Below are 15754 nucleotides of genomic sequence, written 5' to 3'. Positions count from 1 at the left end.
GAATCATTGAAGTTGGCAGATAGAGATTGTATAAAAAAAAGAGTTAGCAATTAATGCTAACTCTCTAAAATTCCGTGTACTCGAGGCGGGACTTGAACCCGCACAGCCGCAATGGCCACGGGATTTTAAGTCCCGCGTGTCTACCGATTCCACCACTCGAGCAACTTGGAGCGAAAAACGGGACTCGAACCCGCGACCCTAACCTTGGCAAGGTTATGCTCTACCAACTGAGCTATTTTCGCATAATTGCTTGCAAAATTTGACAGGAACGCTTTCCATTTTTGCGATTGCAAATATAGGGCAATTTTTAATACGTGCAAAAGGTTTTAGGAGAAAATGCGGCAGATTTTTTTAATTGATTTCTTAAAATCTGTTATTCATGGAGTTATTCGGGGATGAGATGAAGAGTTGTGATGATTTTTTTCTTGAATTGATTGTTCTCGGGAGTAGAATGATTATATTTGTCGAGTTTTTAAGACAAAAACAATGTCAGGTACAGGAAGCAAAAGAGGAAAAGGTTCATATTTTGTTTCCACGATCAGTATTTCTCTAGTGCTGCTCGTGGTGGGTATGCTTGTGTTTATTTTGTTGAATGCCCGGTTAATATCAGATCACGTGAGGCGGAATATCGGCTTTGCCGTTATCGTGAAAGACAACACGAATGAGGCGGAGATCAAGCGGGTGCAGAAGATTTTGGATACCCGTCCTTTTGTTTATTCTTCCACTTATATTACGAAAGAACAGGCTGCGAAATCTTTTAAAAAGGAGATGGGGGAAGATTTCGAGGCTATATTGGGAGGAAATCCCTTGTTGCCGTCAATAGAGATCAGGTTGAATCCCGAATACGCGAATAATGATTCGTTGGCTGTGATCGAGAAGGGGTTAGCCCGGTTTGATATTATCCACGAGGTATATTATCAGAAATCCATGATAGAGAGTATAAACGAGAATATTCATCGCATTACTTTGCTGTTTTTGATCGTGGGTGCCGTGTTGGTGTTGATCTCGTTCACGTTGATTCGTAACACGATTCATTTGGCGGTGTATTCCCAGCGATTGTTGATCAAGACAATGCAATTGGTTGGGGCGACGCCGTTCTTTATTTGCAAGCCTTTCGTGTATGGCAGCATGTGGCGGGGATTCTTTGGTGCGTTGATTGCTAACCTGATTTTATTGGGAGCTATATTTGTCGTGCAGGAGAAAGTGAGTAAAGTGATTAATATCATGCACATGGATGTCATTGTCGTTATGGTCGGATTCGTGTTGCTTTCCGGGGTGCTGTTGTCGTTCTTCTCGGCATGGTTCTCGGTGCGGCGATATTTGAACAAGGATTTGAACACGTTGTACGCGTAAATTAAAATAAAGTATATGGCAAGAATTTTAAACGAAAAAAAAGACGGATTCCCTATCCCGAAAGAAAATTACAAGATGATTCTTATCGGATTCGGTATTGTTGTGGTCGGATTCCTGTTGATGATGGGTGGGGGAGCGGATTCTCCCGAAACGTTTAATTACGATATCTTTAGTTTCAGAAGAATCACGTTAGCCCCGATCGTTGTGCTGTTCGGTTTCGGTTTCGTGTTTTGGGCAATCATGCGGAAGTCCAAGGAAAAAGAGGAGAAATAGTATTAATATAAATTGAGTATTGAGTGTGCGTGCATTTTCAATTTTCAATTTTCAATTTTTAATTAATAAATGGAGTGGTTTCAGGCATTGGTTCTTGGAGTGATCCAAGGATTGACAGAATTTTTACCGGTAAGCAGTTCCGGACATTTGCAGATATTTAGTGCCTTATTTGGCTTACAGGGAGAGGAAAATCTGACGTTTGCCGTGGCGGTGCATGCGGCAACGGTTTGCAGTACGATCGTGGTCTTGTGGAAAGAGGTTTCAATACTTTTCAAAGGATTCTTTACTTTCAAGTATAACGATGAGATGGCCTACGTGTTGAAGATTTTTCTTTCCATGATTCCGGTGGCTATCGTGGGTTTTTGTTTTAAAGATTACGTGGAAGAGCTATTCGGTTCCGGGTTATTGGTTGTCGGTTGCATGTTGTTAGTGACCGCTTTGTTGTTGGCATTTGCTTATTATGCCAAACCGCGAGTGAAGGAGAAAATATCATTTATGGATGCTTTCGTGATCGGAATCGCTCAGGCTTGTGCCGTGTTGCCGGGGTTATCCCGTTCCGGTTCGACGATTGCCACGGGTATCCTGTTGGGAAATAAAAAAGAAGCGGTGGCGAAATTCTCTTTTTTAATGGTGTTAATCCCTATTCTGGGAGAGGCATTTCTTGATTTGATGAAAGGCGGATTTAGTGCTTCTCAAAGCGGTATCTCCACGGTTTCTTTGCTGGTAGGGTTTGTTGCCGCTTTCGTGTCGGGATGCATTGCATGCCGTTGGATGATCAATATCGTGAAGAAGGGTAAATTGATCTGGTTTGCGATTTATTGCGCGATTGCCGGTATATTGACGATTGTATTGGGATAATGAAGGAGTGGGGAAATATACGTTTTAGAGAGGGAGATGATTTTCGAGCGGGGGCTGTCTTCGTGGTGGATAAGCCGTTGCGTTGGACGTCTTTCGATGTGGTGAACAAGATTCGCATCTGCCTGCGTAAAGGGTACGGGAAAATCAAGGTGGGACATGCGGGGACGCTGGATCCATTGGCGACGGGAGTCGTGATTGTTTGCGTGGGGAGAGAAACAAAGAATATAGAGGAGTACATGGGGCAGGAGAAGGAGTATGTAGCGGAAATAACTTTCGGGCACACGACGCCTTCTTATGATTTGGAAACATCTTTTGATGCGGAATTTCCGTATACACATGTCAATCGGGAATGTCTGGAGCAAGCTGTTCGTCAGTTTGTCGGGGAGATAGAACAATTCCCGCCTTCTTATTCGGCGGTTCGTGTCGACGGAGTCCGTGCTTACGAGATGGCTCGCAGGGGGGACGAGGTTGAAATGAAAAGCCGGAAAGTGACCGTGAGGGAGATTGAAATATTGAAAGTGGAGTTTCCAATAGTGGAGCTTCGGATTGTTTGCAGCAAGGGGACTTATATCCGTTCTTTGGCACACGATTTGGGTAAAACTTGCGGGAGCGGCTCGCATCTTTCCGCTTTAAGAAGGACTCGTGTAGGGGACTTCCGGGTGGAAGACGGATTTAAAATGGATGAAATTATTGGAATTTTAGGAGAAAATTTGTAATTTAGCAGGATTTGGTTAATGTATAAAATTGTTCAGCATGAAACTATCAAAGTTTAAATATAAGTTGCCGCCGGAGTTAATCGCTTTGCATCCGGCTAAGAATCGGGATGAGGCTCGTTTAATGGTATTGGATCGAAAAACCGGAAAGATTGAACACAAGATTTTCAAGGATGTGATTGATTACTTCGATGAAAAAGACGTGTTCGTGTTTAACGATTCCAAGGTATTCCCGGCTCGGCTATATGGAAACAAGGAAAAGACAGGCGCAGAGATTGAAGTATTCCTGTTGAGAGAGTTGAACCCGGAATTACGTATCTGGGACGTACTGGTTGATCCGGCGCGGAAGATTCGTATCGGTAATAAGCTGTACTTCGGGGAAGACGATAGTATGGTGGCAGAGGTGATTGACAATACAACTTCCCGCGGGAGAACTTTGCGTTTCTTGTATGACGGGGAGTATGACGAGTTCAAAAAGGAGTTGTATGCGTTGGGCGAAACTCCGCTTCCCCGGTTTATCAACCGGAAGGTGGAGCCGGAGGATGCCGAGAACTATCAGACTATTTTTGCCAAGAACGAGGGGGCTGTTGCCGCTCCCACTGCCGGGATGCATTTTAGCCGCGAGTTGATGAAACGTATGGAGATCAGAGGTATTGATTTCGCTTATATTACGTTGCATGTAGGTTTGGGTAATTTCCGGGAAGTGGATGTCGAGGATTTGACAAAGCATAAGATGGACTCGGAGCAAATTATCGTGGGACCGGAAACCGTGAAGATTGTGAATGATGCGAAAGACGAGAAGCATAAAATATGTGCCGTGGGAACAACAGTCGTGCGTACTCTGGAGAGTTGCGTGACGACGAAAGGACGGTTGACGGAGTTTGACGGCTGGACGAATAAATTTATATTTCCGCCGTATGATTTCAGCGTGCCGGATGCGTTTATTTCCAATTTCCATTTGCCTTATTCTACTTTGTTGATGATGGTAGCCGCTTTCGGGGGATATGAACACGTGATGGAGGCTTACGATGTTGCTGTCAAGGAGAAGTATAGATTCGGCACGTATGGAGATGCCATGTTGATTATATGATAAGGTATATATAGACAAATAGAAAGACGGTGTGCTGAAAGGTATGCCGTTTTTTTGATAAAGAGGAAAAAATTTGGAAGCAAAGGAGTTATTGAAACTTTTTCAGGCACATCCTGTTGTCCGGAAGATTACCCGACGTTTGAGCGAACGCCCGGGAATAAAGATAAAACTGGAAAACGGGATCGGGTCGATTGTTTCGTTTGTTGCCGCTAGTGTCGAGCAGGAGATGAAGAGTCTTCAATTGTTCGTGATGAACGATAAGGAGGAGGCAGCCTATTTTTATAATGACCTGTTGACTTTCTTTGACGAGGAGAACGTGCGTTTCTTGCCTTCTTCCTATCGTCGGGTCGGTAATTTCGAGGATAAGGATAATGATTCTATTCTGGTTCGCACGGAAGTATTGAATGCTTTAACGGCAAAGCAGGTGAGCATGGTGGTGACTTACACGGAGGCGTTGGCTGAAAAAGTGGTCAGTAAGACCGTGCTTGCGGATATGTCGATGCCGGTTGCCAAGGGGGAGAAATTATCTATTTCTTTTCTTGAATCTTTGCTTTCCGAGTACGGGTTTGAGCGGAGTGATTTCGTGTATGAACCCGGGCAGTTTTCAATCCGGGGAAGTATCGTGGATGTCTACTCGTTCGCGGAGGAACGCCCCGTGCGAATAGATTTTTTCGGGGACGAGGTTGAAAGTATTCGTTATTTTGACGTGGAAACGCAGTTGTCGGAGCAATTGATCGAACGGGTGGTGATTGTTCCCGATTTGAGCGAGGCGACGGGGAAGGACGAGAGCGTGGGTTTGATGGAATTTTTGGGGAAGGATACCACGTGGTGGATGAAAAATTCGTTGTTGGTTCATGATCGGATTAACACGTTGAGAGAGGAAGATGCCGGGGATGTGTTGATTGATGCCGGAGATTTGTTTCACTCGATCGAAAGCAACAGCGTGATCGAATGGGGGCCGGAACTCTATTTCCGGGGAGATGTACTTCGTCTGGAGGCAGAGGTGCAACCCGCGGTGAACAAGCAGTTTGATTTGCTGGCGGAACATTTGTCGGATAAGCAACAGAATGGTTATTCCATTTATCTTTGTTCAACGAATGACATGCAGTTGCAGCGATTGAGGGATATATTCTCGGATAAAGGGTATGCGGTTAATTTTGTCCCGGTGGACGGTACGGTACACGAGGGATTTAGTGATGCCGATGTCAAGATATGCGTGTACACGGAACACCAGATTTTCGATCGTTACCAGAAATATCGTTTGAAGACCACCCAGATACGCAAGGGACGGGAAGCGATCACGATCAGTGAATTGCAAAACCTGCATCCCGGTGATTACGTGGTTCATATAGATCATGGAATCGGACGGTTCGGGGGATTGACAAAAATAAATAATGACGGTAGGGAGCAGGAGGCAATACGCTTGGTATACAAGAATAACGCCGAGTTGTACGTGAGCCTGCACTCCTTGCATAAGATTTCCAAATACAAGGGGAAGGACGGCGAGCCGCCTGCCGTGAGTAAATTAGGCGGCGAGGCATGGAATAAGCTGAAACAGCGTACGAAATCAAGGGTGAAGGATATTGCCCGGGAATTGATCGCTTTGTACGCTAAACGTCGTAGAGAGGAGGCTTATGCTTTTTCAAAAGACAGTTTTTTGCAGGATGAACTGGAGGCTTCTTTCATGTACGAGGAGACTCCCGACCAGATGAAGGCGATTCAGGCAGTGAAGGAGGATATGGAGAAACCTCACGTTATGGATCGTCTGGTGTGCGGGGATGTCGGCTTCGGGAAGACGGAAGTTGCTATCCGGGCGGCATTTAAGGCGGTCGCAGACAGCAAACAGGTGGCGGTACTTGTGCCGACGACCGTGTTGGCTTATCAACATTACAATACTTTTAAAAAGCGTTTGGAGGGAATGCCTTGTCGGGTGGAGTATATCAGCCGGATGAAGAAGAGTGCGGATATCAAACGGATTTTGAAAGATCTGGAAGCGGGGAAAGTGGATATTATTATAGGAACTCATCGTCTTACAAGTCTGGACGTGAAGTTTAAAGACCTTGGACTGTTGGTCGTGGACGAGGAACAGAAGTTCGGGGTAGCGGTGAAAGAGAAGTTGAAGCGTTTGAAATTGAACGTGGATACGATTACCATGACGGCAACGCCAATCCCGCGTACGTTGCAATTCTCGTTGATGGGTGCCCGGGATATGTCGATTATACGGACTCCGCCGCCTAACCGCTATCCGATCGTGACGGAATTGCACCGGTTTGACGAGAAGATTATCAAAGATGCTATAACGTACGAGGTGAGCCGTGGCGGACAGGTCTTTTTTATTCATAACCGGGTGGATAATATTCGGGATATACAATATATGATTCATCGTTTGATCCCGGGTATTAAAAGTTGCGTGGGGCACGGGCAGATGAGTGGTGAGGAGTTGGAAACCGTGATGCACGATTTTATCCGGGGGGATTACGATGTGCTGATAGCGACGACTATTATAGAGTCGGGATTAGATATCCCGAATGCAAATACGATTATTATTAATCAGGCACAAAACTATGGGTTGAGTGACTTGCATCAATTACGCGGACGGGTAGGGCGTTCTAACCGGAAGGCCTTTTGCTACTTGTTGGCCCCGCCTTTGGAGTTGGTGAACGCGGACGCCCGAAGGCGGTTGAAAGCTATCGAGGATTATAGCGGGTTGGGAAGCGGCTTCAATATTGCCATGCAGGATTTGGATATCCGCGGGGCGGGAAATATATTGGGTGGCGAACAATCGGGTTTTATAGCGGAAATCGGTTACGAGGCGTACCAGCGTATTCTGAACGAGGCATTGTTGGAGTTGCGGGATGAGGAATTTCCGGAATTGCAGAAAGAGCAGGCTGACGAGCCGACGGCTTTCACGACGGATTGCGTGATTGACACGGATTTCGCATTGTTGATACCGGATACTTACGTGGAAAACGTGAGCGAGAGGATTCGTTTATACCGGGAGTTGGATAATATCACGGACGAGAGTGCCTTACAGCGTTTCGAGATCGAGATGCGGGATCGGTTCGGGGAAATACCTTCAAAGGTTAGCGGGTTAGTCGAGGTTGTGCGGATTCGTCAGAAATGTGTCGATTTGGGTATAGAGCGTCTGATGGTGAAGAATAATAAAATGGTCGTTTATTTTATCAGTGATCAAGATTCTCCGTTCTATGCTTCGCCGGTTTTCAGTGAATTGCTTAAATTCGTGCAGAAACAGGTTATTTCTTGCAAGATGAGTGAAAAGAATGATAAATTGAGTCTGATTTTCACGGATATAAAGGATATTAATAAAGTGTCGGCGATTATCCGGGAGGTTTGGGAGTACGTTTATGAAAGTTGAAAGTGATAAACTATAAAATGGAAAATTAGTGAATCTGATCGTTGATATAGGAAATACGCGTACCAAATACGCCGTTTATGATGACGGGGATTGGGTTGTTTGCGGCATGGGCGTGCCGGAAGCATACGAATTGGCGTCCGCTTATTTGCACCGGGGGCAGGAAGTGAATATGATCTTGTCGAGCACGGGATCAATATCCGAAGAAGTACGGGAGCATTTGAAGAGCGTTTCTACTTTTTTCTGCGAGATGTCGCCGGAAATGGATTTGCCGATCAGATTGGGATACGATACGCCGAAGACTTTAGGAGTGGACCGGATAGCCGGGTGCGTGGGAGGTGTCGTGTTGTTTCCGGGAAAGGAATTATTGATTATCGATTCGGGAACGGCTATCACGTATGATTTCGTGAGCGCAGATGGGGAATTTCGAGGTGGGAATATTTCCCCGGGGTTGGGGATTCGTTTCCGTGCCTTGAACGAGTTCACGGTGAGTCTGCCGTTGGTGAAATGTGATGTGAATCACGGCTATATAGGGAAAAATACACATGATGCCATCTTGAACGGCGTGATGAATGGTACACTTTTTGAAATAAGAGGTTATATAGATGAGATTTACCGTGATAATCCCGATGCTGTGGTGATTATTACTGGGGGAGGAAGTGAATATTTGAAAAAAACACTGAATAGATCCGTCTTTTTTGAGGATAAACTGGTAAACTTAGGTTTAAACAGAGTTTTAGAATATCAAAAACGGTTAATAGGCAGTGAAAAATTAAGGATAGATTTCCGTATTTGAAAAATAGTGGTAATTTTGCAAACGTGTTCAAGTTGGAACACATGCTGTGATGAAAAATACTAATTCGAACTATAACTTAAAATAAAGGGATGACCATGAAAAAAATTGCTGTACTGGCATTAGGAATGTGCTTATTCACTATCGGGACGAAGGCGCAAACGTTGGAGTCTAAATTTGGGCTGGATAGCGCGAATACCATTTTGAATGCCTCTCTTTACACTGAATATTTTAAACAGAAAAATTACGAGGAGGCTTTAGCCCCTTGGAGATACGTGTTTTTGAATGCTCCGGCATTTCAGTTGAATACTTACGTACGCGGTGAGGTGATCATGGAGTATATGATTAGAAAGACCAAGAAGAAGGAATACGTGGATACTTTGATGATGGTTTTTGATCGCCGTAACCAATACATGAAGAATAATCCCAACAATAAGGAAGGAATTGTATTGGGGAAAAAAGGTATGGCCCAATTCAAGTATGCTAATGGCGACATAAACATGATTAAAGATGCTTTCCATAATATGATGAAGTCATACGAGTTGGAAAAGGATGTTCCTCCTATGCAAGTTCACATGACATTTCAAGTAGCGTGTGCATTAGCCAAGGAAAATCAACTGACAAAGGATGATTTTATCAACTTGTATATTGATTTTGCCGATTTCGTGGATAAGCAAGCCAGTTCGGGAGAAAAAGGCTGTGATGATTATCTGGTATGTAAGGCAAATCTGGAAGCCATGTTTATTGATTCCGGATTGGCAGACTGCATGACTTTAAACGACTTGTTGGTTAAAAAGTACGAGGCAAACAAAGATAGTCTGAGTGTATTGAAAGATATTTACAAATTGCTGAAAAAGCAAGATTGTACGGATTTACCGTTGTACGCTACTATCGCGGAAAGTATTTATCACAAGGAGCCGAGTGCTGAAGCTGCTTACGGTTTGGCTATTATGTTTTATCGTAAGAATGATATTCCCAAATTCGAACAATACTTGAAAGAAGCAATTGACAAAACAGATAACGAAACGGATCGTGCCGATTATAATTTGAATCTGGCTCAGGTGCATCTATCTACCAAAAGAGATTACCAGCAAGCAAAGAAATATGCTTTGGCAGCTTTGAAGAGTAATCCGAACTTGGGACAGGCTTATCTGACTATCGGTTTGGCTTATGCTTCTGCCAGCAACAGTTACGAGGGAGATGAATTTGAGAAACGTACTGTATTCTGGGCTGCCGTAGATAAATTTACTAAGGCAAAACAAGTTGATCCTTCAGTTGCAGAAAAGGCGAATGAGTTTATTTCCAAGTATTCTGTTTACTTCCCGTCGAAAGAAGATGCATTCTTCCGTTCTATCACGTCAGGTGCAACTGTTAAAGTCGGTGGTTGGATTAATGAAACAACGACAGCTAGATTTAAAGAATAATATATGATATTTCGATATCGTGCTTTAGGAATAATGATAAGAAGCATTACCGCCCTTGCTTTTGGGGCGGTAATGCTTTTCTCGTGCAAAACGGACATCAAGGAGGTCAACGCTATCAATACACGGGCGGGATTACCCGAAATGTCAGGGGAAAACATGGAATTGTTTTATTCCGATTCCGCACGACTGAAATATCGGGTAACGACACCGCTTTATAACAAGTATAACGAGGAAAACAAGAAATATGATGAATTCCCGAAAGGGATTCATGCCGAGTTGTACGAGAAAGACGGAACGATGATCGGTTCCATCACTTCGAAATACGCGAAGAAATTGGAAGAGGAGATGCTGTGGGAATTGCGTGATGATGTTGTCGTGATTAATGATAAGGGTGAGAAGTTGGAAACGGAGCTTCTTTATTGGGATATGAAGAAGGAGATCGTTTACTCCGATCGCTATTCCCGCTTAACGGCGGACGAGAATATTATCGAGGGAAACAACGGATTCAAGTCCGACCAATCGTTACGGAATCCGGTCTTTAATAAAGTGACCGGGGTAATTGTAGAAAAACAACAGCCTTAAATGTCAGTATTAGTAGCTATATTAATTTGTCTGGTGTTGTCTGCTTTCTTCTCTGGAATGGAGATTGCATTCATGGCATCCAATAAGTTGCTTATAGAGATTGATAAATCGAATAAGGGTATCACGCAGAAGGTGATAGACCTTTTTATATCCAATTCAGGAATGTATATTACCACGATACTGGTGGGTAATAACGTGGTAATGGTCGTGTATGGTATTTTTATGTCCGATTACCTTGATCCTCGTTTGGAAAGTTATGGTATTTCATTGGGATTGAGATTGATACTGGTAACCTTAATCTCTACTTTAATTATGTTGGTATCGGGCGAGTTTTTGCCTAAAGCGGTGTTCCGGTTGCGTCCGAATTTGTTTCTTCGTATTTTTGCAATACCTGTATTTATCTTTTATATCCTGTTTTTCCCGATTTCTTATTTCTCGGTATGGTTCGGGGGACTGTTGTTGCGGATATTCACGGGGCGTAAATTGGCGAAAGAGGAGAATCGTGCTTTCGGCAAGATAGACTTGAATAACCTGATAGAGGAGGGGGAAACTGCCGGCGTGGAGAACGAGGATGAACATGATATCAAGTTGTTCCGTAACGCCTTGGATTTCTCGGAAATCAAGTTACGGGAATGTATCGTGCCGCGTCCGGATATCGTGGCTCTGCCCATAGACTGCAGTCTGGACGAGTTGCGGAACCGATTCGTGGAAACAGGGCTTTCCCGGATATTGATTTATCGGGATTCTATTGATAACGTGATTGGTTACGTGCATTCCTCGGCACTGTTTCATCACCCGGAGACCGTGAAGAAAGCGGTGAGTAAGATCCTGATCGTGCCCGAAACCATGTCGGCATTGAGATTGTTGAATCTTTTCACGAAGGAGCAGAAAAGTGTAGCCGTGGTCGTGGATGAATTTGGGATTACAGCCGGAATGGTGACGATAGAGGATATCATGGAAGAAATTTTCGGGGAGATAGAGGATGAACACGATCGTTTGAATTTGAAAGAAGAGCAATTAAGTCCGAATGAATTTATCTTTTCCGGTCGTTTGGAAGTGGATTACTTGAATGAAAAGTATGATTTGGAACTGCCGGAAGACGAGGAATACGAAACGTTAGCCGGATTGATCCTGTATTATAACGAGGATATTCCTGAAGAAGGAGAACAAATAGAGATTGAAAATGCCGTGTACGAGATATTGAGCGTAAAGAGTGCGCGGATTGAAGAAGTGAAAGTAACCGTATAAAGTACAGATATAAAAAAGGAGCTTTTCTAAAGCTCCTTTTTTGTATGTTTCAGCATATCATCAAAATGCCGGATATTGTCTTCATGCTCCCGATGACAAATCATGAGTACGTCTTTGTTTTCGGCAATGATAATATTCTCGATGCCTTCGATAATCACTTTCTTGTCGCGGGGGACATTAACGATACACCCTTTGGAATCCGTGAATAGCACGTGTTCACTATTGGATACGTTATCGTTTTCGTCTTTCGGGCTGATTTCGTGGAACGAATGCCATGTTCCCACGTCAGACCAACCGAATTCCCCTTTCATAACATATACTTTCGAAGATTTTTCCATGATGCCGAAGTCGATGGAAATATTCCGGCACTGGCTGTAAATATGTGATATGTTCTCTTGTGAATCCGGATTCTCTGCGTTCTTGTATTCTTGCTCGAACAGCAGGTAAATGTCTTCCAAGTAAGTTTTAAATTCCCCGATAATATCTTTTACTTTCCACACGAATATTCCGGCATTCCACAGGAAGTCCCCGGATTCCAAAAAGACTTTTGCAAGTTCGATATCCGGTTTCTCGGTGAAGGTCTTTACTTTGGAAATGAATTCGGAGAATTTGTTTTTCTTGATCTGAATGTAACCGTATCCGGTTTCCGGTCTGGTGGGTTTGATACCGATTGTAAGTAAGCCCCCGAATTGCTCGATAAAGGAGAGTCCTTTCTGGATATTATCAATATACACGAGGTCATTACTGATAAAATGGTCGGAAGGGACAACAACCATATTGGCGTTCGGGTTAATACGGGCTATCCGGTAGGCAGCGTAAGCGATACACGGGGCAGTATTTTTACCAAACGGTTCTTTGAGGATATTTTCGGTTGGAATCTCCGGGATCTGTTCTTTGGTCAGGTCTTCATAGGCTACACCCGTTACGATGAAGATGTTTTGGGTATCAAAGATCTGGTTTGCTCGTTCGAATGTTTGGCGAAGGAAGCTTTTCCCAACGTTCAGAATGTCACAAAATTGTTTCGGGCAAGCCTTGGTACTCACGGGCCAAAAGCGTTTTCCCAATCCTCCGGCCATAATAACGCAATACGAGTTCTTGTTCATTTCTAGTTATAAGTTTAAAATTAAATTTCATCTTATTGTTGTCGAAATTAGTAATAAATCCGTGAATAATTTCTATTTTTACGATAAAATTTGAAGAAGGAGGTTCAGGAGGGTCTTATATAAGGAGTTAATGCCGATGAAAGCTTTAAATAGGATAGGGGAGTACATATTATTTATGGGGCGAATTTTTACCAAGCCCGAAAAGAAGAGGGTGTACCTGAAGGAATTAGTCAACGAGTTGGAAAAACTGGGACTGAATTCAATCGTGTTGGTCGCTATTATTTCTTTTTTTATCGGGGTCGTGTTGACATTGCAGACGGCCTACAATATGTCCAGTCCTTTGCTTCCCCGTTACTTGATTGGATACTTGACGCGGGAAACTTTGTTACTGGAGTTTTCCTCCACGATCGTGAGTTTGATACTAGCGGGAAAGATCGGGAGTAATATCGCTTCCGAGATCGGGAGTATGAAGATCACGGAACAGATAGAGGCACTGGAAGTGATGGGAGTGAATACCGTGTCTTATCTCGTGGGACCTAAAATCGCGGCGGCATTGGTGGTGAATCCGATACTTTATATATTCAGTGTTTTTATCGGGATTATCGGGGGTATCGCTTCGGGTATCGCTACCGGGGTTGTCAATTACGATGACTATATCCACGGGCTGCATTTCTCGTTTAATCCTTATTACGTGACTTATTCCATTATTAAAACGTTGTTCTTCGCCGTGATATTTACTTCTATACCGGCATTTTACGGGTATAGCGTGCAAGGCGGAGCCTTGGAAGTCGGTAAGGCAAGCACGAAAGCGGTAGTAGATAGTAGTATCGCCATCTTGCTTGTGAACGTGATATTAACCAAAATATTGTTGTAATGATACAGGCGGAAGGAGTATGTAAATCATTTGATAAAAAAGAGGTATTGTCGGATATCAGTGCCGTGTTCGAGCCGGGTAAGGTGAATATGATCATCGGGAAGAGCGGTTCGGGGAAGACGGTCTTGTTGAAATCTCTGATTGGGCTGCATACTATTGATGCCGGGAGGATTCTGTATGACAATCGGGATATCACGGTGATGAATTCCAAACAGTTGAAAGAAATCCGGAAAGAGTTGGGAGTTGTGTTTCAAGGAGGGGCATTGTTTGACTCGCTAACCGTGTTGGAAAACGTGAAGTTCCCGCTGAATCTGTTCTCTGCGATGTCGGAAAAGGAAAAAATCGAGCGTGCTATATTTTGTTTGAAGCGCGTGAATTTGGAGAACGTGGAAAATTTGTACCCGGCAGAGATTAGCGGTGGTATGAAGAAACGGGTTGCCATAGCTAGAGCTATCGTGTTGCAGCCGAAGTACTTGTTCTGTGACGAGCCTAATTCCGGGTTAGACCCATTGACATCGATAGTGATTGATAACCTGTTATCGGAAATCACGCACGAGTATAATATGACAACTGTAATCAACACACATGATATGAACTCGGTATTCGAGATCGGGGAGAAAGTCTTGTTTATCCACGAGGGACATAAGGAATGGGAAGGTACAAACGAGAACATTATGTACTCTGATAACAAGGCGCTGAACGAATTTCTCTTCTCTTCGAAACTAAACAAAATGGTACGGGAAAAATTAAGACGAAAATGCTAAAAATAAAGAGAGATATGAAGCATATTGTATGGGTATTCATGATTGCCGTTTCTGTAATCGCCTGTTCGAAAGAGGTAGCGTTAAATAAAAATCAGTTTACGGCTCTGTTGATAGATATGCACATGGCAGACGGGGCGCTGGAAGTTGCCAAATTCGAACGTCGTAATGAGAAAGATAATTATTTGTACTATAACGATTTGTTCAAGAAATACGGGATTACCCGTGCGGATTTCGATTCCTGTCTGAATTATTACACGAGAAATTCCACGGAATTCAACAGGATATACGATGCAGTCATAGACACACTTAGTCGGCGGCAGACTCAGAAGATGCGCTTGTTGAGCCAGTTCACCAAAAATGACACGGTGAATTTATTCCCGGGCTACACGATGATTGTTGCCGATACTCTACGACTGGACTCCACCCGTGTCGGGGCGCCCAAGAAAGATTCAATCGTTTACGGGGAGCGGGTAGTGGAAGCGGACACGGTGCATTTCGATAAACGGAATCAATTCATATTGATTGAGGTGGATAGTATTGTCCCCGGCATGTATCATTTCTTCACGACATTAAAATGGAATAAGCGCGTGCAGGGCAGAAGTGCCAAGATAGAATCTTATTTTCTTTCTGCCGGTAACGATACGCTGAAAGTGATGGATGTCCCTGTTTCCACGTATGATACTATCCGGAGTCGGGAATATAAATGGGAACACTACGTGAAGGATTCCATGTACAATAAATTGGTTGTGAAGATTGTAGATACCAAGGATGTTAAAAACGCGAAAGTAAAAACCAAGGAAATTGACGGTTGGGTGACGAAAACCCGCTTGAACCGGGTGTACGTGGGGGACAACAAAAAGAAACAATTGGAAGAGGAATACAAGCAGAGAGAAGAGATGATGAAGGCGGCTTCCAAAGCCAATTTGCCCAAACGGGAAAGACCGAATGCAAGAAGATGAAAAGATGAATCTCAGAAAGATAGCAGCTAATTATATATTGTTACCCGGTTTTGAATTAACGCGTAACGGGTACGTGGTGTTGGAAGAGGGGCAGGTCACGGATGTCGTGGACACCGGGGGAGAAATAAAAGAAATACCGTGTCTTGAGTTTTACGGGGGAATGATTGTAGCCGATTTTATCCGGGATGAAGTCAAGTGGCAGGAGGGCGACGATATATTGGCAAAGATAAAGGATTGTTATTCCCGTGAGAGCGGCAAAGGTTTGGCGATTATCCAAGGGGCGGACTTCGCTCATTTCTCGTGGTTGAAAGACACCCGAATCAATCCATTAAGATAAGTTTAAATCA

The 15754-nt window shown here is 43.8% G+C and carries 15 protein-coding genes and 2 tRNA genes; 14 read left to right on the top strand and 3 right to left on the bottom strand.

Translation table 11 applies throughout. The features are described from left to right. Nucleotides 1-77: 77 nt before the first annotated feature. Nucleotides 78-162, bottom strand: a tRNA-Leu gene (locus CS948_RS07735). Between the two features lie 4 nt (nt 163-166). Then, nucleotides 167-242, bottom strand: a tRNA-Gly gene (locus CS948_RS07730). Nucleotides 243-486: 244 nt separating this feature from the next. On the opposite strand from CS948_RS07730, the gene CS948_RS07725 reads away from it, so the two are divergent. The 10 genes from CS948_RS07725 to CS948_RS07680 all read left to right on the top strand — a co-directional run bounded on the left by CS948_RS07725 (nt 487) and on the right by CS948_RS07680 (nt 11707). Continuing rightward, nucleotides 487-1353, top strand: a complete 867-nt coding sequence (locus CS948_RS07725) for an ABC transporter permease (protein WP_099291126.1) — start codon at nt 487-489, stop codon at nt 1351-1353. Nucleotides 1354-1368: 15 nt separating this feature from the next. After that, nucleotides 1369-1626, top strand: coding sequence for a DUF3098 domain-containing protein (locus CS948_RS07720; RefSeq protein ID WP_099291125.1), 258 nt, complete (start codon nt 1369-1371; stop codon nt 1624-1626). A gap of 69 nt (nt 1627-1695) precedes the next feature. Beyond that, a complete protein-coding gene (locus tag CS948_RS07715) occupies nt 1696-2484 on the top strand; it encodes an undecaprenyl-diphosphate phosphatase (RefSeq protein ID WP_099291124.1) in 789 nt (262 codons plus the stop codon). Beyond that, nucleotides 2484-3200 (top strand): tRNA pseudouridine(55) synthase TruB, encoded by a 717-nt coding sequence (gene truB / locus CS948_RS07710; protein WP_099291123.1) that lies wholly within the window; start codon nt 2484-2486, stop codon nt 3198-3200. The genes CS948_RS07715 and truB overlap by 1 nt, the downstream gene beginning before the upstream one ends. Nucleotides 3201-3237: 37 nt before the next feature. Continuing rightward, the gene (queA, locus tag CS948_RS07705) at nt 3238-4287 is read left to right on the top strand and encodes a tRNA preQ1(34) S-adenosylmethionine ribosyltransferase-isomerase QueA (RefSeq protein WP_099291122.1); all 1050 of its coding nucleotides are present in this window, start codon (nt 3238-3240) and stop codon (nt 4285-4287) included. A gap of 73 nt (nt 4288-4360) precedes the next feature. Then, a complete protein-coding gene (gene mfd, locus CS948_RS07700; RefSeq protein ID WP_099291121.1) occupies nt 4361-7663 on the top strand; it encodes a transcription-repair coupling factor in 3303 nt (1100 codons plus the stop codon). A 28-nt stretch (nt 7664-7691) separates the two neighbouring features. Beyond that, complete coding sequence (locus CS948_RS07695; protein ID WP_099291120.1) at nt 7692-8456, top strand: type III pantothenate kinase; 765 nt, start codon at nt 7692-7694, stop codon at nt 8454-8456. Nucleotides 8457-8551: 95 nt separating this feature from the next. Next, on the top strand, nt 8552-9877 hold the full coding sequence (locus CS948_RS07690; RefSeq protein WP_255301905.1) for a lipopolysaccharide assembly protein LapB: 1326 nt from the start codon (nt 8552-8554) through the stop codon (nt 9875-9877). Nucleotides 9878-9880: 3 nt separating this feature from the next. Then, a complete protein-coding gene (gene lptC, locus CS948_RS07685) occupies nt 9881-10459 on the top strand; it encodes an LPS export ABC transporter periplasmic protein LptC (RefSeq protein ID WP_099291118.1) in 579 nt (192 codons plus the stop codon). Beyond that, nucleotides 10460-11707 (top strand): hemolysin family protein, encoded by a 1248-nt coding sequence (locus tag CS948_RS07680; protein ID WP_099291117.1) that lies wholly within the window; start codon nt 10460-10462, stop codon nt 11705-11707. Between the two features lie 26 nt (nt 11708-11733). Here CS948_RS07680 and CS948_RS07675 read toward each other — a convergent pair whose 3' ends face one another. Continuing rightward, the gene (locus CS948_RS07675) at nt 11734-12810 is read right to left on the bottom strand and encodes a mannose-1-phosphate guanylyltransferase (RefSeq protein ID WP_099291116.1); all 1077 of its coding nucleotides are present in this window, start codon (nt 12808-12810) and stop codon (nt 11734-11736) included. Between the two features lie 136 nt (nt 12811-12946). On the opposite strand from CS948_RS07675, the gene CS948_RS07670 reads away from it, so the two are divergent. The 4 genes from CS948_RS07670 to CS948_RS07655 are packed head-to-tail and all read left to right on the top strand — an operon-like array spanning nt 12947 to nt 15744. Beyond that, complete coding sequence (locus CS948_RS07670) at nt 12947-13684, top strand: ABC transporter permease (protein ID WP_099291841.1); 738 nt, start codon at nt 12947-12949, stop codon at nt 13682-13684. After that, nucleotides 13684-14448, top strand: coding sequence for an ABC transporter ATP-binding protein (locus CS948_RS07665; RefSeq protein WP_099291115.1), 765 nt, complete (start codon nt 13684-13686; stop codon nt 14446-14448). Before CS948_RS07670 ends, CS948_RS07665 begins: the two co-directional genes overlap by 1 nt. A gap of 14 nt (nt 14449-14462) precedes the next feature. After that, on the top strand, nt 14463-15407 hold the full coding sequence (locus CS948_RS07660; protein ID WP_176554971.1) for a DUF4296 domain-containing protein: 945 nt from the start codon (nt 14463-14465) through the stop codon (nt 15405-15407). A 4-nt stretch (nt 15408-15411) separates the two neighbouring features. Beyond that, nucleotides 15412-15744 (top strand): hypothetical protein, encoded by a 333-nt coding sequence (locus CS948_RS07655; RefSeq protein ID WP_099291840.1) that lies wholly within the window; start codon nt 15412-15414, stop codon nt 15742-15744. The last annotated feature ends 10 nt before the right edge of the window (nt 15745-15754 follow it).

It is taken from the genome of Butyricimonas sp. Marseille-P3923 (assembly GCF_900184685.1).
GTDB lineage: Bacteria > Bacteroidota > Bacteroidia > Bacteroidales > Marinifilaceae > Butyricimonas > Butyricimonas muris.
The sequence above is the reverse complement of the archived record's forward strand: the minus strand, read 5'-3'. Positions and strand labels throughout refer to the sequence as shown.

Excerpts from the sequence above, each read along its gene's own strand:
- CS948_RS07725 (WP_099291126.1), top strand. The coding sequence starts at position 487 with ATGTCAGGTACAGGAAGCAAAAGAGGAAAAGGTTCATATTTTGTTTCC.
- CS948_RS07720 (WP_099291125.1), top strand. The coding sequence starts at position 1,369 with ATGGCAAGAATTTTAAACGAAAAAAAAGACGGATTCCCTATCCCGAAA.
- CS948_RS07715 (WP_099291124.1), top strand. The coding sequence starts at position 1,696 with ATGGAGTGGTTTCAGGCATTGGTTCTTGGAGTGATCCAAGGATTGACA.
- truB (WP_099291123.1), top strand. The coding sequence starts at position 2,484 with ATGAAGGAGTGGGGAAATATACGTTTTAGAGAGGGAGATGATTTTCGA.
- queA (WP_099291122.1), top strand. The coding sequence starts at position 3,238 with ATGAAACTATCAAAGTTTAAATATAAGTTGCCGCCGGAGTTAATCGCT.
- CS948_RS07690 (WP_255301905.1), top strand. The coding sequence starts at position 8,552 with ATGAAAAAAATTGCTGTACTGGCATTAGGAATGTGCTTATTCACTATC.
- lptC (WP_099291118.1), top strand. The coding sequence starts at position 9,881 with ATGATATTTCGATATCGTGCTTTAGGAATAATGATAAGAAGCATTACC.
- CS948_RS07680 (WP_099291117.1), top strand. The coding sequence starts at position 10,460 with ATGTCAGTATTAGTAGCTATATTAATTTGTCTGGTGTTGTCTGCTTTC.
- CS948_RS07675 (WP_099291116.1), bottom strand. The coding sequence starts at position 12,810 with ATGAACAAGAACTCGTATTGCGTTATTATGGCCGGAGGATTGGGAAAA.
- CS948_RS07670 (WP_099291841.1), top strand. The coding sequence starts at position 12,947 with ATGAAAGCTTTAAATAGGATAGGGGAGTACATATTATTTATGGGGCGA.
- CS948_RS07665 (WP_099291115.1), top strand. The coding sequence starts at position 13,684 with ATGATACAGGCGGAAGGAGTATGTAAATCATTTGATAAAAAAGAGGTA.
- CS948_RS07660 (WP_176554971.1), top strand. The coding sequence starts at position 14,463 with ATGAAGCATATTGTATGGGTATTCATGATTGCCGTTTCTGTAATCGCC.
- CS948_RS07655 (WP_099291840.1), top strand. The coding sequence starts at position 15,412 with ATGAATCTCAGAAAGATAGCAGCTAATTATATATTGTTACCCGGTTTT.